The 17,133-nt window shown below is 65.2% G+C and carries 10 protein-coding genes; 7 read left to right on the plus strand and 3 right to left on the minus strand.

All coding sequences use genetic code 11. From position 1 onward, the window contains the following. Positions 1 to 126 precede the first annotated feature (126 nt). Positions 127 to 1,695 (minus strand): DNA integrity scanning protein DisA nucleotide-binding domain protein, encoded by a 1,569-nt coding sequence (locus OIS53_RS18420; protein ID WP_264680038.1) that lies wholly within the window; start codon positions 1,693 to 1,695, stop codon positions 127 to 129. Between the two features lie 348 nt (positions 1,696 to 2,043). After that, positions 2,044 to 2,835: an energy transducer TonB gene (locus tag OIS53_RS18425; RefSeq protein ID WP_264680039.1), complete on the minus strand. Its 792-nt coding sequence runs from the start codon at positions 2,833 to 2,835 to the stop codon at positions 2,044 to 2,046. A 110-nt stretch (positions 2,836 to 2,945) separates the two neighbouring features. Between OIS53_RS18425 and OIS53_RS18430 the strand changes: the two genes are divergently transcribed. From OIS53_RS18430 to OIS53_RS18445, 4 genes are all read left to right on the plus strand, one after another. Next, positions 2,946 to 3,377: a RidA family protein gene (locus OIS53_RS18430; protein WP_264680040.1), complete on the plus strand. Its 432-nt coding sequence runs from the start codon at positions 2,946 to 2,948 to the stop codon at positions 3,375 to 3,377. A 453-nt stretch (positions 3,378 to 3,830) separates the two neighbouring features. Beyond that, complete coding sequence (locus OIS53_RS18435) at positions 3,831 to 5,777, plus strand: MutS-related protein (protein ID WP_264680041.1); 1,947 nt, start codon at positions 3,831 to 3,833, stop codon at positions 5,775 to 5,777. 124 nt (positions 5,778 to 5,901) lie between these two features. Continuing rightward, positions 5,902 to 6,870: a bestrophin family protein gene (locus tag OIS53_RS18440; protein WP_264680042.1), complete on the plus strand. Its 969-nt coding sequence runs from the start codon at positions 5,902 to 5,904 to the stop codon at positions 6,868 to 6,870. A gap of 404 nt (positions 6,871 to 7,274) precedes the next feature. Continuing rightward, complete coding sequence (locus OIS53_RS18445; protein ID WP_264680043.1) at positions 7,275 to 9,614, plus strand: PA14 domain-containing protein; 2,340 nt, start codon at positions 7,275 to 7,277, stop codon at positions 9,612 to 9,614. Between the two features lie 178 nt (positions 9,615 to 9,792). On the opposite strand, the gene OIS53_RS18450 is transcribed toward OIS53_RS18445, so the two are convergent. Beyond that, entirely contained in the window at positions 9,793 to 12,039 is a 2,247-nt protein-coding gene (locus OIS53_RS18450) for a right-handed parallel beta-helix repeat-containing protein (RefSeq protein ID WP_264680044.1), read from the minus strand. A gap of 271 nt (positions 12,040 to 12,310) precedes the next feature. Here OIS53_RS18450 and OIS53_RS18455 point away from each other — a divergent pair, with 271 nt between their 5' ends. The 3 genes from OIS53_RS18455 (at position 12,311) to OIS53_RS18465 (ending at position 17,102) form a co-directional block, all read left to right on the plus strand. Beyond that, complete coding sequence (locus OIS53_RS18455) at positions 12,311 to 13,879, plus strand: FAD-dependent oxidoreductase (RefSeq protein WP_264680045.1); 1,569 nt, start codon at positions 12,311 to 12,313, stop codon at positions 13,877 to 13,879. A gap of 97 nt (positions 13,880 to 13,976) precedes the next feature. Beyond that, positions 13,977 to 14,870 carry a cyanophycinase gene (locus OIS53_RS18460; protein WP_264680046.1) on the plus strand — a complete coding sequence of 298 codons (894 nt, stop codon included), beginning with the start codon at positions 13,977 to 13,979 and terminating at the stop codon, positions 14,868 to 14,870. Positions 14,871 to 14,981: 111 nt separating this feature from the next. Beyond that, a complete protein-coding gene (locus OIS53_RS18465) occupies positions 14,982 to 17,102 on the plus strand; it encodes an FUSC family membrane protein (RefSeq protein ID WP_264680047.1) in 2,121 nt (706 codons plus the stop codon). Positions 17,103 to 17,133 lie beyond the last annotated feature (31 nt).

Raw genomic sequence — 17,133 nt, forward strand, 5'->3', positions numbered from 1 at the left:
ACCGTTCACAGTGGTAGCCGTTCTGGAGGCGGGAGCCGACAGGGCGGCGCTGGGCGGAGCGTCAGGCTCCCCCTCTCCGCGGGATACTGCGCATCAAGCAGTTGCGGGGCCGGGGGGTGAGGCCCATTACTCCTCCCGCAGGCTTTCCTTGGTAATTACATCCACTAGGCCATCTTCGCTGACCACGATGGCCATGCAGGGGTAGGGGGAGCTGTCGACGTAGCGGATGGCCGAGTTGTAGCGGGCACCGCGGGTGCTGGTGCCGTGGCCCGAGGCTTTGCCGTCGAGGATGACGCCGATGGAGTAGCAGTAAGAATCGGGGTCGAGCAGCACGGCGCCGTCGATGGCCGTAACCAGGCGGGTGATGAGCGGCGTGAGCGGCACGGGCTCGATGAGGGTGCACTGCAGCTTCAGGCGGTCGGCTTCGGCCAGGGCTTCGGTGGTAATGACCAGCAGGGTGCCGTGCTTCTGGCGGCTGGCTTCTACTACCACGTCCCAGAGGCGCTCTACCTTGGCCGGATCCGTCAGCTGGAAGGTCTGGCGCAGGTCTTTGCGGAAGCGGGTGCGGTTGAGGCGGGTGCGCGGCAGGCTCGGCTGGCCGTAGTGGGCGCGCATCAGCACCTGCCCGCCGTGCTGAAACTCCCAGGCGTAGTGAGTCACGAAGTTGATAACAAACAGGTCTTCGCGCGAGGCGTCGTACTGGCCCACCTGCCGGCCCAGGGCGTACACGTTTTCGCCGTCGGCCAGCAGGCTCACGTCCTGGGTGGTCATTTCCAGCAGCTTGCGCACGGCCCGGTAGTCGGTGAGCGGGGTGGGGCAGGTGAGGGCAAACACCTCGGCCAGGTTGGGGTGGCCGCGGCGGGCCAGCAGCAGCTTGCCCACGCCCTCGGCCCCCTCGTAGCGCAACGACGAAATGGTGTTGCAGGTGGCAAACAGCTTGGCCGTGGCCGGATTCATGCCCAAATCCTGGGCGGGCGTGTCCAGGAACAGCTTGCCGGCGGCCCGAATCAGCTCGTCGGTGTCGCGGGGGCGCACCAGCAGGCCCGAGCCGGGTTCGGGCTCGGTCAAGGACTTCACGCATTCCTCGTGGAAGCGCAGTACGGCGGCCAGCAAGAGGGAGTGAGCCACCGGCCGGCCGTCGGTGTAAAAGCGGTTGGGGTGCAGCGTGGGGTAGCTCAGAAACGCCTTACGGTTGAGCTGCAGCACGGGCACCACAAAGTGCCGGTCGATTTTGATGGGCCAGCCCGCAAACGACAGCCGCTTGTGGCCCCGCTTGTCCAGGCCGTCGAGGGCCTCCTGCACGGCCCGGCGCAGGCCCACGCCGTGCTGCTTGCGGCGCACCATTTCCTCGCTCATCAGCTCCCGCTCCAGGGGCTGCCACGTTTCCGTGAGCTGAAGAAACCGGCCCCGCTCCACTACCTGCTCAAACGAGAGGCCGTCCAGGCCGCAGTCGGTGGGCTCCAGGCAGATGACGGCCGGCTCGGTGGTGTCGTCTTCGGCATCGGCGGGCAGGGCCAGCAGCAGCACGTAGGGGTCGAGGTCTTCGTCGAGCACCTCAAAAATGCCCGAAGCCACGGCCTGAGCCGCCTGCCGAAACCGCGCCTGGTAGGGCCAGATGGTAAACGTGTCGGGCAAGGGCAGGGGAGTACCGAAGCCAACCGGCGGAGCTGAAACAAGAGGTAGCTGAGAAAGCATGAGCGGAAAGGACTAGAATACTGGAATAGCAGAACGGAGTGGCGACAACCGGTCGTCTTACAGGCCGACGAAGCCGCCAGGAAATTACTTTACAGCTCCCCCTAACGAGCCGAAAACCCGGATTCGCATGAGGCTGAGCTACGAGGCTGTTTAAGAAGTCGACAGACCGTCATGCTGAGCCTGTCGAAGCATCTCTACTGCTGGCTAATCTCAATCGTGCAGACGAAGCGGGAGAGATGCTTCGACAGGCTCAGCATGACAATTAGTTTGGCAATGTCAGCACGCGAGATGCTTCAACAAGCGGACGCCAGATGGAGCAGGACGGTCTAGCGACTTCCTCGACAGTTTCTACAACTGGAAGATAACCGGCAAAACCATCTTTTGCTTCATGGCCTGGCCCTGGTACATGGCCGGCTGCCATTTCGGCGCTGATTTCAGCAGCCGGATGGCTTCTTCATCCAAGCCCGAGCCCAGGCGCTTGACGGGTTTGATGTCGGTGAGCGTGCCGTCTTTCTCCACCATAAACTCCATCATCACGCGGCCTTGAATTTTGCGCTGGCGGGCCAGGGCGGGGTAGCGCTGGTTTTGCTGAATCCAGGCAAAAAACGCGTCGGTGCCGCCTACGGGCCGGGCGGGCTGGTCGGGCTTCACCACCTGCGGGCCGCCGGAAGCCGCTGCCGCACCACCCGCCGCCGCCGCCGGCGCGGCTTCGGAGCCGGCCGGAATCTGGAACGTAATGGGCACTGATACCCGCTGGCGCACCACGCCGCCGCGGTGCTGGGCCGGCGTCCAGCGCGGGCCGCCTTTGATGAGGCGGATGGCTTCGGCGTCGAGGGCCAGGGCCACGGGCTGAGCCACCGTCACGCTGGAAATGGCGCCGGTTTTCTCCACCACGAAGCTCACCGTTACCGTGCCCTGCTGCCCGGCCTGCAAGGCAGCAGTGGGGTAGCGCTGCTGGTCGGCAAGGTACTGGGCGTAGGCAGCCAGGCCGCCCACTGGCACGGCAGGCTGCTCCACGGCGTCGTAGATTTCGCCGGCCGCGGCGGGTTTGGGGTACTTGAGCTTCTGCTGGGCCTGCGCGGCGGGAGCGGCCAGGCCCAGGGTCAAACTCAGCGTGGCAAGACGAAGAAAGAAACGCATAGGCAGGAAAGGATGAGCGGGCGAAACGCGGGCTGGCACAACAACCACACCAGCCCGGCAATGGGTTCAGCGGCGCGGGCGAGGCGGCAGAAATCGGTAGTTTTGGCGGTATGGCACCTGACGCATCTTCCTCGGCCCACTTCTCCGGCCGCGCCCCCGAGCCCGTGGGCCTGTACCCCCACGCCCGCCGCGCCGGCAACTTACTGTTTTTGTCCGGCGTGGGGCCGCGCCAGCGCGGCCAGGCCCAGGTGCCCGGCGTGGAGCTGGACGAAGCCGGCCGCGTGGTGCGCTACGACTTTGAAAGCCAGTGCCACGCCGTGTTCCGCAACGTGCGCTACATCCTGGAAGAGGCCGGCGCCCGGTGGGAAGACCTCGTAGATGTTACTGTGTTTCTCACGAATATGCGGGAAGATTTTGCCGTTTACAACCGCCTCTACGCCGACTATTTCCACACCAACCAGCCCTGCCGCACCACCGTCGAAGTCACCCGCCTGCCCACGCCCATTGCCATTGAGCTGAAGTGCGTGGCGGTGGTGAGGTAGGGACTTGGGGTCTTGGGGGCTTAGGGTCTTAGTTAATGTTCGATTAGAACTATCATTCTGAGTGCAGCGAAAGACCTTGCCCGCAGAACGACGCGCGCCAGAACAACCAGTTCAGACATCGAAGCTGTTTAGAAAGTTGATAAAACGTTATGCTGAAACGGTCATGCTGAGCGGAGGCGTAGCCGCAGTCGAAGCATCTCTCCCGCTGGCTAACTCAATCGTGAGGACGAAGCGGGAGAGATGCTTCGGCCAGCTCAGCAGGACGTTCCGGTATGTTTTAAACGACTTCCTAAACTGCTTCATCGATTCGGGCTGATGTGAGAAGGTTCTTAACTGAACTAACCTTTGGCTCAGCTACTGTTGGACGCCAGGGAACGGTAGCGGAGAATACCCACATTGCCACATTCCTCATATTTCCACATTTCCCACATTTCCCACATTTCCATATCCTCCGTGCCCATTTCCCCCGAATACCGCCCCCTGACTGTGCTACCCGCTGAGCTGTTCCAGGCCAACCTAGCCCACCACGAGGAGCAGGAAAAGCAGCAGGCGCGGCGGCATCAGGTGGTGGCGCTGGTGCGGCTGGCCGTGTTTGGGGGTGGGGTGGCGGGAGCGTGGGCCTTGTTTGCGGACGGGCAGCCGGGAGCGGCGCTGGGCGTGGTGCTGGGGGTGTACCTGGTGTTTCTGGGGCTGATGCGCTGGCACGCGGCCGTGAGCTACCGGCGCCGGCATCATGGCCTGCTGGCCCAGCTCAACCACGACGAGCTGGCCCGCCTCGCCGGCCGCCTCAGTGGCTTCGACCCCGGCCTGCGCTACCTCACCCCCGACCACCCCTACGCCGCCGACCTCGACGTGTTCGGGGCCCATTCCCTGTTTCAGCTGCTGAACCGCAGCACCTCGCGCCTGGGGCAAGACTGGCTGGCCGGCTGGCTGCTGGCCCCGGCCGCGCCGCCAGTGGTGCGGGAGCGGCAGCAGGCCGCCGCCGAGCTGGCCCCCGATGTGGCCTGGCAGCAGGAGTGGCAGGCCCGCGCCCGGCACTTTCCGCGCCAGGAGGCCGACCCGCGCCGCTTTGCCGCCTGGCTGGCCCAGCCCGACGTGTTTGCTACTCGGCCCTGGCTGCTGCCGGTGCTGGTGGCCCTGCCCGTGGCGGCGGTGGCCGGTGTGGTGGCCTTGCTTACCGGGTACGGCGCCGTTCTATTGGGAGTGGCGGTGCTGGGCACGAGTTTGCTCAACCTCCAGCTAGGCACTATCCGCGCCGAGTATTACGAGCAGGCCACGGCTATGCGCGACGCCTTGCGGGCCGCGCACAGCCAGCTGACGTTGTTTGAAGCCGGACAGTGGCAGAGCGCCGGTCTGCGCCGCCTGCACCGGGCCGTGCACCCGGCCGCCGGGCCGGCGTCGCGGCTGCTGGAACAGCTGTCGGGGGTGGCGGGGTGGTTTTCGCTGCGCCAGAATCCGGCCGTGGCCGGCGTGCTCAATGCCCTGCTGCTCTGGGATGCCTGGGGCGTGTGGCAGCTGGAACGCTGGAAGCGCCGCCTGAGCGGGCAGCTGACGCCCCTGCTGGAGGCCGCCGCCGAGCTGGACGCCCTGGTGAGCCTGGCCGCCTTCCGGGCCGCCAACCCCGCCTTCGCCGCGCCCGACCTGACGCTGGCCCCGCTGTCCGTCACAGCCGAAGCCGTGGTGCATCCGCTCATTTTTGGGGCGGAGCCGGTGGCCAACGACTTTCATACGGCTGGCGCGGGCCAGACCGTGGTGGTGACGGGCTCCAACATGGCCGGCAAAAGCACGTTTCTGCGGACGGTGGGCCTGAACCTGGTGCTGGCCCAGGCCGGAGCCGTGGTGGCGGCCCGCACCTTCGGCTGCGGCCCGGCCCAGGTATTCACCGCCATGCGCACCCACGACAATCTGGCCGAAAGCACCTCCTCGTTCTACGCCGAGCTGAAGCGCCTCCGGCTCCTGCTCGACCTCACGCAAAACAAAGCCAGCAGCGAGGCCGAAGGAGAAAACCACCAACCCGCGCCCCCCGGCCACCCAAGCCCGAACCACGAGAAACCAACTGCGGAAAACGACAGCCTCCCCGTTTTCTACCTGCTTGACGAAATCCTCAAGGGCACCAACTCCCAGGACCGGCACCGCGGGGCCCGCGCCCTGGTGCATCAGCTGCACCGCCGCCCGGCCAGCGGCCTGCTCAGCACCCACGACCTGGAGCTGGCCGCCCTGGAGCAGGAGCTGCCCGGCGCCGTGCGCAACGTCTCCTTCAACTCCTTCCTCAACCCCACCGACGGCACCCTGCACTTCGACTACCGCCTCACACCCGGCGTGTGCCGCTCCTTCAACGCCAGCCAGCTCATGCGCCTGATGGGAATAGCCGTGGACGAAGAGCCGAGCGGCAACGCATAGCGGTAGCCGCAGGTTATGCCGTAAGCACACAGCCAGGTGGGAGTCGAAAGCCAGGCAAGCTCAAGCTGCGGCCTGGCTTCTTGCTCCATCCTCCTTTCGCTATTCATTCTTTTTTAGCCTTTCCGTGTACGTTCGTAAACACCTGCGCTGGCCCCTGATCTGGAAGCTGAGCTGGCGGCCAATAGTTGGGAGTGCGCTGTACAGCTTGCTAGTCTGCCTGGTGTACGGGCCCCTGGACTTCCATTCGGTGGCTATTCCGTGGCAGCCGGTGGCCACGCTGGGCACGGCGGTGGCCTTTTACATTGGCTTCAAGAACAACGGCTCCTACGACCGGTTCTGGGAGGCGCGGCAGCTGTGGGGCGGCATCGTGAACAGCAGCCGCACCTGGGCCGTGCAGGCCCTGGAGTTTGTTACCTCCCTGGTCGATGCGCCCGGCATACAGGCTCCCGCCGCCTCGGCCGAGGAACTGTCGCAGCGCCACCGCAGCCTGGTGTACCGGCAGATAGCCTGGTGCAATGCCCTGCGCATCCTACTGCGCCGCCAGCCCGAGCGCTGGGACACGGCCGTAGCCCCGTTTCTGGCCCCCGAGGAGTCGGAGCGGCTGCGGCACATGCAGAACCCGCCGGCCCACCTGCTGCGCCAGCAGGCCGCCGACCTGCGCGTGCTGCGCGAAGAGCGCGGCCTGCTCAACGACTTTCAGCACGTGCGCATGGTCGAAGTCATTGAGACGCTCTACAACCTGCAAGGCGGCTGTGAGCGAATCAAAAACACGCCGTTTCCGCGCCAGTATGCGTTTTTCAGTCTGGTGTTTGTGTACCTGTTTACGGCCCTCATGCCCCTGGGCCTGGTCATGGAATTTGCCAAGATGGGCCCCGACCACATCTGGCTGACGGTGCCGTTTTCGGTGCTGGTGTCGTGGGTGTTTGCCACCATTGAGATTGTGGGTCAGAGCAGCGAAAACCCCTTCGAGAATACCATGAACGACGTGCCGATGACGGCCATCTGCCGCTCCATCGAAATCGACCTGCGCCAGATGCTCGGCGAAGCCGAAGTGCCCGAACGCCTGGAGCCCATAGAGGATATTCTGTACTAACCAACCCAAGCCCTGGGCTAGTGGAGTAAGTAGAAAGGTAGTCACCAGAGCCCGTCTGCGCCTTGCAAACAGCAGGGCAGAAACCCCGGCAGATGCCCAGCAGATGCATTGCGCGCTGGGCATCTGCCGGCCCTTGTGCACGTGCGGGTGCGGCAGACCTACTGCTCAGCTTGTATCTCCAATTTGCCGTAGCTGGTCTGGGATTTCTCCGATATACTGGAGAGCGAAGAGCGGGCAGGACAACCCGCCGCGCAGCAGGGTAAAACTATTTTAAACGGCACAGCGGGGCCTGTAGCTTGTTGGCTGGCCTGGGGCGGAAGCCGGACCCAAGGACGGCACAGGGATTGGAGGTAGCGCCTGGGGCCGCTACTGGTACCGCTCATCTTCTTTCCCTTTCTCACCCTATGAAAACAACTCTTACTGGCTTCTCCCGCCGCCGCCACCTGGCCGGCCGTCCCGCCGCTCCGCTCCGCACACCTCCGCCCCGTTCGTGGTGGGGCTGGCTGGGGTTGCTGCTGGCCCTGGTGCTGCCCACGGTAGCATCGGCGCAGTACGTGAGTGTCAGCGGCACGGAGTTTCGGGCCAATGGCTCCCGCATCTGGTTTAACGGGGCCAACACGCCCTGGCACAACTGGAACGACTTCGGGGGCGACTTCAACCAGGCCTGGTGGAGCACCCACTTCCAGACGCTAAAGGACAACGGCATCAACAGCACCCGCGTCTGGATAACCTGCAATGGCGAAGTGGGCGTCAATATCGGCGCCGATGGCACTGTGACCGGGGCCACGCAGGCCCACTGGAACCACCTGGACCAGCTGTTTCAGATTGCCCGCGACAAGCAGATTTACGTGCTGGCTACGCTTATTTCCTTCGACCACGGCCAGGACTACCACCCCAACCACCTGAGCTGGCGCAACATGCTGAACAGCGCGGCAGCTACGAAGTCGTACGTCGACAACTACGTGACGCCCTTCGTGAACCGCTACAAAAGCAACCCCTACGTGTTTGCCGTCGACATCTGTAACGAGATAGAATGGTACAACGAGCAGGCCGACTGCGGCAATATTGCCTGGGCCAACCTGCAACGCTTTGTGGCCCAGTGCGCGGCGGCCATTCACCGCAACAGCACCATGCTGGTAACCGTGGGCACGGGGCCGTTTGTGAAGTACACCTCTTCCATGGCCGGCCACAAGTTCACCGACGCGGCCTTGCAAGCCCAGAACAACGATTTCAACGCGTACCTCGACTTCTACTCGCCCCACTATTTCGACTGGATGTACGATGACCTGAGCCAGGCCAACCCCTACACCAAAAGCCCCGCCGACTTCGGCATGACCGATAAACCCTGCCTGGTGGGCGAAACCCCGGCCAAAGGCACCACCAAGCCCACCCAGACCCTGACCCAGAACTACGAGAATGCCTTTCAGCGGCAGTGGCAGGGCGTGATGGCCTGGACCTCGAACGGCGTGGACACCAACGGCGACATTACCCAGCTGGGCGTGGCCACCAAAGCCTTCCGCGACAACCACAACGCCCTGGTGTACCCGCCGGCGCTGCGGCCCGCCGACAACCCCGCCGGGGCCGTGGCTGGGCTGGCCTACCAGTATTACGAAGGCACCTGGAGCCGCCTGCCCAACTTCGCGACGCTGACCGCCACGAAAGTAGGTACGACCACCAACGTGTCGGCCACCACCAACCGCAACCGCGCCGATAACTACGCCTTCCGCTACACGGGCTACGTGCAGGTGCCCACCGACGGGCAGTACACCTTCTACACTACCTCCGACGACGGCTCCCGCCTGCTTATCGGCGACCAGGTGGTGGTGCAGAACGACGGCCCGCACGGCCCGCAGGAGCGCAGCGGCACCATCGGGCTGAAAGCCGGCCGGCACCCGATTACGGTGTTGTATTTTGAAGGTACCGGGGGCGAAACCCTGAGCTTGAGCTACGCCGGGCCGGGCATCAGCAAAACCAGCGTGCCGGCCTCGTCCCTGTCGCGCACCGAAGGCAACACGGCCCTGAGCATCTACGCCGATGCCCTGGCCGCCGACTGGGCCGACTGGTCGTGGAGCACCACCACCAACCTTGCCAACGCCACGCCCGTGCGGGTGGGCAGCCGCTCGGCCAGCGCCACCTACACTAGCGGCTTCGGCGGCTTTGCCCTGCGCAAAGGCACGGCCATCAGCACCAGCGGGTACACGGCCCTCAAGTTTTGGGTGCACGGCGGCACGGGCAGCAACAAAAACATCAAGCTCTACACTCAAAACGCCGACAATGGCGGCGAAAGCACCATCACCTACTTCACGGCTACGGCCGGGGCCTGGAACGAAATTACCATCAGCCTGAGCGCCCTGGGCAACCCCGGCAGCATCAAGCGCCTCACGTTCCAGGAAAACGGCGGGGCCGCCCAGCCGGCCATCTACTTCGACGACATCCGGCTGGTGTCGGGCACTACGGCCGCCCGCGGCATAGCCGGTACCGAGCCGGCCGAAGCCCCCGCCTTCGCCGTAGCCGCCTTCCCCAACCCGTTCAGCGACCGGCTGTCGGTGCACGTAAGCGCCGCCGCGCCCGAAGCCGTGGAAGTGCGGATTTTCAATCAGCTCGGCCAGGAGGTATTCCGGCAGTCGGCCCTGCCCCTGAACCGCCTGGTGACCCTGCGCCCGGCGTTACCCGACGGCCTCTACCTCGTCCGCATCCTGAGCGAGCAGCACAGCCAGGAGTTCAAACTGGTACGCCACCGCTAAGCACTGGTCGTTGAGACTGGCCGGCAGAAGTAAAACCGCCGCCCCGCATACAAGCTGTGGGGCGGCGGTTTTTTCTGAGTAGTAGGCCACAGGTAATTGGATGTTGGACAAGATGCAAATTGGATGACAAGCAGATGGTTGTCATCCAATTACCCACTACTTCCTGCCAACTGCCTACTTACCGCCCCAGCACCAGGCGCTGGGTGTAGCGGCCGTCCGGGGTGTGCAGGGTGCAGTAGTACACGCCCCCAGCCAGCAGCCGGTGCGTGGCGGGCGTGAGGACATAGGTGTGCGAGCCGGCAGCCTGTATCTTGTCGAGGAGCAGCACGGCGGCGCGGCGGCCGCCGGGAGTATACAGCTCCAGCCGCACCGGGCCCGGCCGGCTCAGCGTGTACGTCACGGTGGCCTGCCGGGCAACCGGGTTCGGGAAAACGGATAATGCCGCCGAAGAAGAGGTGGCAGCAGCGGTGGTAATGTCGCGCCGCACGCCCACTACGGCCGAGAACTGCTGGCTGCCATCGGTATTCACCAGGCGCAGGCGGTAGTAGCTTTGGCCCGGCAGCGGGGCCGTGTCGAGCAAGGAGTAGGAGCGAGGCTGGGTGCTGGTGCCGGCCGCTGGCCGCTCCCCCACGGTCTGAAAGGTGGTGCCGTCGGCGGAGCGCTCCACTACAAAGGTGGCGCTGTTGGTTTCCTGGGCCGTTTCCCAGCTCACCTGCACACCCGCCGCCACCGCCTGAGCCCCGAAGCGCGTCAGCACCACCGGCAGCGGCACCTGAGCCGCCAGTTCCACCGCACCGGGGTCGAAGCGGGCCGTGCCGTCCTGGTTGCCATCCTGGGGGCGAGTGGTGCCCAGCTGGTCGGTGCTGAGGCCGGCTACGGCCACGCCGGCATCTACCAGCGGGCTGGTGGGCAGCAGCGGGTGCACCGGCACCAGGCGGCCCGCTACCGGTACGGTTTGCAGCGCGGGGTTCAGCCGCAAATCGGCCAGGTAGGTGGCGCCGGCTATGCCGCTTTGCGCCCCGCCCGCACTGGGGCTTTGCACAAAATTGCCGCCCCCGCTCAGGGCCGGAAAGTTGACGGTCTGCTCCCGCTGGCTGGTGGCACCGGCCCGGTTGCCGGCAAACACGCAGTTGGTAAACGTCAGGTTCTGGGCATTGGCGCTGCCGGCTATCCAGATGTTGCCGTCGGCGCGGTCGGCGGCGTTGCCCACGAACGTGGAGTTGGTAATACCGATGCGTACACTGGCCGGGGTGTTGAACACGGCCGCCCCGCCAATGTCGCCGGTGCCGCCGGGGCCCGTACTGGCGCGGTTGCCGCTGAAGGTGCAGTTTTCGATGGTAATGCCCTCGGGTCCCCGGCAGTCGAGCCACATGCCGCCGCCCTGCTGAGTGACGGTGTTGCCGGCCAGGGTGCAGTTGCGCAAGAGCAGGGAGCCCCGGTCGCGCACTTGCAGGGCGCCGCCTTTCGACTCATTATCCCGGCCGCCGCGGGCCACGGAGTTGTTCAGCAGCACGGTGTTTTCGATGATGAACCGGTCGAGCGAATAGCCCCACAGGAACAGCCCGCCCCCAACGCCGCGCGCCGTGTTGCCTTCCATCTGGCAGCCCCGAATGGTGGTGGTGCCGCCCACCGTATTCTCCCGCTCCGTGCCATCGGCTCCGTCCTGAAAGATGGCGCCCCCGCCCTGGTCGGCGTCGTTCTGCCGAAACACGCAGTCTTCCACCGTGAGCCCGCCCAGCAGCACGTAGATGGCCCCGCCCACGATGCCCTTGTTGCCCACGAACGTGCAGCCCCGCACCTCGAGGTGGGCCCGGCCGCCCACGCCGTTTTCCAGCACCGTAGCTGCCGGCCCGCCGCCGTAGGTGGAAATGGCGCCGGCGCTGAATCCGTCGCGGGCCACCGAGCCGTCGTTGCCGTCAAACACGCAGTTCAGCACCGTGGCGCGGGCCCCATAGCCCACAAATACCGCTCCGCTTCGCTCGCCCACGTTGCGTAGAAAGCGGCAATTTTCCAGCCGTAGCGTGTTGGGGTCGAGCAGCTCCAGGGCCCCGCCCCGCTGCGCGGTGTTCGGGTCCGCGTCCACGGCCCGGCCGTCGGCAAAGGTGAGATGCTTGATGGTCACCGTCACGAAGCTGTAGTCGATGCGCAGGATGCGGGTGCGGCTTTCGCCGCTCAGCGTGAGGCCCGGCGCCGCCTGCCCGTCGATGGTCACGCTTTTGCTGAGCGTCAGCTGGGAGCTGAGGCGAATGGTCTGGCCCGCCAGGCCGGGCGCAAAGGTGATAAGGTCGCCGTTGGCCGCCGAGGTCAGCGCCTCGCGCAGGGAGCCGGCACCGGCGTCGTTGGCGTTGCTCACCACCCGTGTGGTTTGGGCCTGCACGGGCAGGTGGAGCAGGAAAATGCAAAAAAGAGAAAGAATCGTTTTCATAAGCAGTGGTAGTGAAAGGCGCGAAGGGCAAGTATACGGCAGAATACAGTAAAGAGCAGTCGATTCATTTTGAGCGGTTTGTACTGCCTGGACCCGAAAAGGCCGCGCTTGGGCTGACAGGCGAAACTCCCCGGCGGCCTGAGGTGCCGCATGGCCTCCGTGCAAAAAGCCGGCGGCTCATGGCTGCCCGCCTCGGCCTAGCTCCAGCAGAACCCCGCTTCCGGGTCCGGCGTAAGCAAGGCACGTTGCACGCTTCTTTCCCCATCGTCTTATGCCCCAAGCTCAACCCCTCCGCACCTCCGGCGCTACCCAATCGTCATGGTTTCCTACGGCCGGCCCGCTACCTACTTTCAATCCGCTTACCGAGTCGCTGACTGCCGATGTGGTGGTGGTGGGCGGCGGTATTGCCGGCCTCACCACAGCTTATTTGCTGGGGCGCGAAGGCCAACGGGTGGTAGTGCTGGAAGATGGGGAGCTGGCCTCCGGCGAGTCGGGCCGCACCACGGCCCACCTCAGCTTCGCCCTCGACGACCGGTATACCACCCTGGAAAACCTGTTTGGCAAGGAAGGCGCCCGCCTGGCCGCCGAAAGCCACCAAACAGCCGTGGACGTCATCGAGCAGATTGTAAGCCGGGAGAAAATCGACTGCGACTTTGAGCGCCTCGACGGCTACCTGTTTCTGCCTCAGGATGGCAAGCCCAAAGAGCTGGACGACGAGCTGGAAGCCGCTACCCGCGCCGGCGTGCCCGGCCTGCGCCGCCTGCCTGACGCCGGCGTGCAGGGGTTTGAAACCGGCGAGTGCCTGGTGTTTCCCAATCAGGGGCAGTTTCACATCCTGAAGTACCTGCGGGGCCTGGCCGAGGCCATTGTGCGCCAGGGGGGCCGCATCTACACCCGCACCCACGTGCAGTCGGTGCGTGGCGGCCGCGACGCCCACGTGGTAACCAGCGACGGACTGGAAGTAGGCGCCGATGCCATTGTGGTAGCCACCAACACCCCCATGAACGACCGGGTGGTGATGCACACCAAGCAGCATCCGTACCGCACCTACGTGGTGGCGGCCCGCGTGCCCAAAGGCTCCGTCACGAAAGCCCTGTACTGGGACACGGCCGACCCCTACCACTACATCCGCCTGCAAGAAGTGGACGCCGGCCCCCGTGGCGGCCACGCCGACTACGACCTGCTGGTAGTGGGCGGCGAAGACCACAAAACCGGTCAGGAAGAAGACCCCGAGGAGCGCCTGCGCTGCCTCACCGAATGGGTGCACGAGAACTTCCCGACGGCCGGCAAAATCGAGTACAGCTGGTCGGGGCAGGTGATGGAACCGGTGGACGGGCTAGCCTACGCCGGCCGCAATCCGCTCGACGACGACAACGTGTACATCATCACCGGCGACTCGGGCCACGGCATGACCCACGGCACGCTGGGCCCCATGATTATCACCGACCTGATTCTGGGCCGCGACAATCCCTGGGCCAAGCTCTACGACCCTGCCCGCGTGACGGTGCGTTTTGAGTCGGTGAAAGAGTACATCAAGGAAAACATCAACGTGGCCGCCGAGTACACCGACCTGCTCACCGGCGGCGACGTGCAGACCGCCGATGAAATAGCCCCCGGCTCCGGAGCCGTCATTGGCCGGGGCCCGCTGAAAGTAGCCGTGTACCGCGACCCAAAAGGGCAGCTGCACGAGTGCTCGGCTGTGTGCCCCCACCTGCACTGCATTGTGCACTGGAACTCGCTGGAAACCAGCTGGGACTGCCCCTGCCACGGCTCCCGCTTCAACGCCTACGGCAAGCTGATGAACGGCCCCGCCAACACCGACCTCGCTCCTGTGGATTGATTAGTTGGTGGTTTCTGGCTGCGTTGTATGCTAGAAGTGCTCCAACAACTTGTTCCATCCACCCACCACAAACCAACAGCCACCCACCGCTAACCGAATGCCTGCCACCCGTAAGTCAGCCTCCAATAACCAGAAAACCGTTCGTACGGCCCCCGTGCCCGAAGACACCGCCTGCGCTGCTCCGCGAGGCGTGCTCATTGCCATTGGCGGCCGTGAGCAAAAACAGGTGGACGCTGACATGGCCGATGAGCTCATCTTGCAACGCTTTGTGCGGGAGATGCCCGAAGGCGGAATGGTACTGGTCCTACCCATTGCCTCGGAAGTGCCCGAAGAAGTAGCCGCCGACTACGTGAAGGTGTTTGCTGAGCTGGGGGTGGCCCGTGTGGAGGTGCTTGACATCAACTCGCGCCAGGAAGCCGACGACGAAAACAGCCTGCGCCTAATCAACGAGGCGGCCGGCGTCATGTTCACGGGCGGCGACCAGCTGCGGCTTACGGCCCTACTGGGAGGCACCCGGTTTCAGCGCCGCCTCAAGGAGCGGTACGCCAACGAGCGGTTCGTCATTGCGGGCACCAGTGCCGGGGCCGCGGCCATGAGCACGCCCATGATTTACCAGGGCCGTAACAATGCCGGCATCTTGAAAGACGAAATCCACGTCACCACCGGCCTGGAGTTTTTGCACGACGTGGCCATCGACACCCACTTCATTGCCAGGGGCCGCATCGTGCGCATGGCCCAGATTATTGCCACCAACCCCGCCTGCATCGGGTTGGGCCTGGAGGAAGACACGGGTGTAGTGGTGACCGAAGGCCGGGAGCTGGAGGTGATAGGCAGCGGCCTGGTGGTGGTGCTCGACGGCATGGGCGTCACCGACACCGACATTCACATCGTGGAGCCCGGCAAGGCCTTCTCTATCCGCGACCTGCGCCTGCACCTGCTCAGCGCCGGCCAGCGCTACACCCTGCCCGTAATGGCGCAGATGCACGCCTAGTAGAACTCTACCGCTAACTGAGTTCGGGGAGTGGGCCGAGTCCGCCCCTGAACCTGTACTTTCGCCGGGAACATCAGCCTGCTCTGCGGAGCGGTTCTCGACGTGGCCAGCATGAACGACCGGGTACGCTCCGTTTTCTACTTTTTCTTCACCCAGGAATTCTCAGACGGCCTGCGCACCACGCTGGCGGTGCTGCTGCCGTCATTGGCGGCGGCCAGCGTCGGGCGCTTGCCCGATGGCCTGCCCGTATCGCTCGGGGCCTTGTGCGTGAGCCTGGCCGACCTACCGGGGCCGGCAGCGCACAAGCGCAACGGCCTGCTGGCTGCCATCGGGCTGCTGTTCGGCGTGGCCGTCGTAACGGGACTGGTGCAGCCTTACCGGTGGCTGCTGGGGCTGGAAATAGGGGTGTTCAGCTTCGTGTTTACGCTGCTGCTGGTATACGGCAGCCGGGCCGCCGCCGTGGGCACGGCCGGGTTGCTGCTGGCTATTGTGCTGATGGACCAGCCTTTGCCACCGGCGCGGGTATTGCCGCACGCCGGGCTGGTTACGCTGGGCGGCGGGTGGTACCTGCTGGTTCGGCTGGGTACCCAGCAGCTGTGGCCCTACCGGGCAGCCCAGCAGGCCTTGGGCGAGTGTATCCGGGCGGTGGCGGAGTTTCTGCGGCTGAAGGCGGAGTTCTACCGCACCGGCACCCGCCTCGACGACGACTTTCGGCGCCTGGTAGCCCAGCAGGTAACCGTAAGCGAAAAGCAGGACGCCGTGCGGGAGCTGCTGTTCAAAACCCGCCAGCTGGTGCAGGACACCACTGGCACGGGCCGCCGCCTGGTGCTCACCTTCGTCGACCTGGTAGACCTCTACGAGCAGATTACCGTCACGTATTACGACTACGCCGACCTGCACCGGCAGTTTGAGGCCAGCGGGGTGCTCGACGCCATTGCCGACCTGGTGGATGCCCTGGCCGCCGAGCTGGAAAACATGGGCTACGCCGTGCAGGCCAACCACGGCTACCGGTCCCAGGCCGCCTTCGGCCCCGCCCTCGAACAGCTCAAAGCCCGCATCGACGGGCTGCCCCAGGAGCCGGCCCGCACCCGCGTGCTGCGCAAGATTCTGGTGAACCTACGCACGCTCACCCAGCGTCTGGAGGCTATGCGGGCTTATTTCGACGGCCCCGCGCCGGAGGCCACGGGCCGGGAGCTGGAGTTTGGCCGCTTCGTGGATCACCAGCGCTTCGACCTGAAGCTGCTGCAAGAGCACCTCACGCTCAGCTCCGGCATTTTCCGTCACTCGGTGCGCATGATGCTGGCGTGCCTGGTGGCGTTTGTGGTGGCCGAGGTGGTGCTGCCCGGCCACCACAGCTACTGGATTCTGATGACCGTGACCTACATGCTCAAGCCGGCCTACAGCCTCACCAAGCAGCGCAACGTGCAGCGCGTGCTGGGCACGCTGGCCGGCGGGGCCGCCGGGGCCCTGGTGCTCTGGCTGGTGCCCGACCGGCTGGTGCTGCTGGTTCTGATGAGCCTTTGCATGCTGGTGTCGTTCAGCTTCGCGCGGATTAACTACCTGGTGGCCGTCTCGTTCATGACGCCCTTCGTGCTGATTCTGTTCAGCTTTCTGGGCCTGAGCTACCTGCAAGTGGCCGAAGAGCGGGTGCTCGACACGGTGGTGGGCTGCGCCATTGCCTTTGCCGCCAGCTACCTGCTGTTTCCGCGCTGGGAGTCGGAGCAGCTCCAGGACCACCTCACGGCCGTGCTGCGCGCCAACCTGCGCTACCTGCACACCCTGGCCGAGCTGCTGGCCGGCACCGCCGTAGCCCTGACCGACTACAAGCTGGTGCGCAAGCAGGTGTACGTCAGCTCGGCCAATCTGGCGGCGGCCTTCCAGCGCATGCTTTCGGAGCCCCGCGCCAAGCAGCACCGCCCCACCGAGGTGCACGAGCTGGTGGTGCTCAACCACCTGCTCTCGTCCAACGTGTCGGCCGTGGCCTCGGCGCGGCTGCCGGGCCCCGGCTCTGCTGTGCCGCCTGACGCGCTGCGCCCCCTGCGCCACGCCCAGCTGACCCTGCACCGCGCTCTGCGCCGCCTCAACCCCCAGGAGCCCGATTTGCCGCCAGCTCCCGCGTCCGTCGCCGCACCGGAGGCTGGCCCGCCCGACGCCACCCTTGCCGAGCAGCTAGACTTCATTCAGAAGCTTAGTGCGGATGTTGGGAAAGTGACGGAGGCGGTACTGCGGTAGGAGAGGGTGATTTCGTATCTTGCTAGAAACA

The organism is Hymenobacter sp. YIM 151500-1 (genome assembly GCF_025979885.1).
Classification (GTDB): Bacteria; Bacteroidota; Bacteroidia; order Cytophagales; family Hymenobacteraceae; genus Hymenobacter.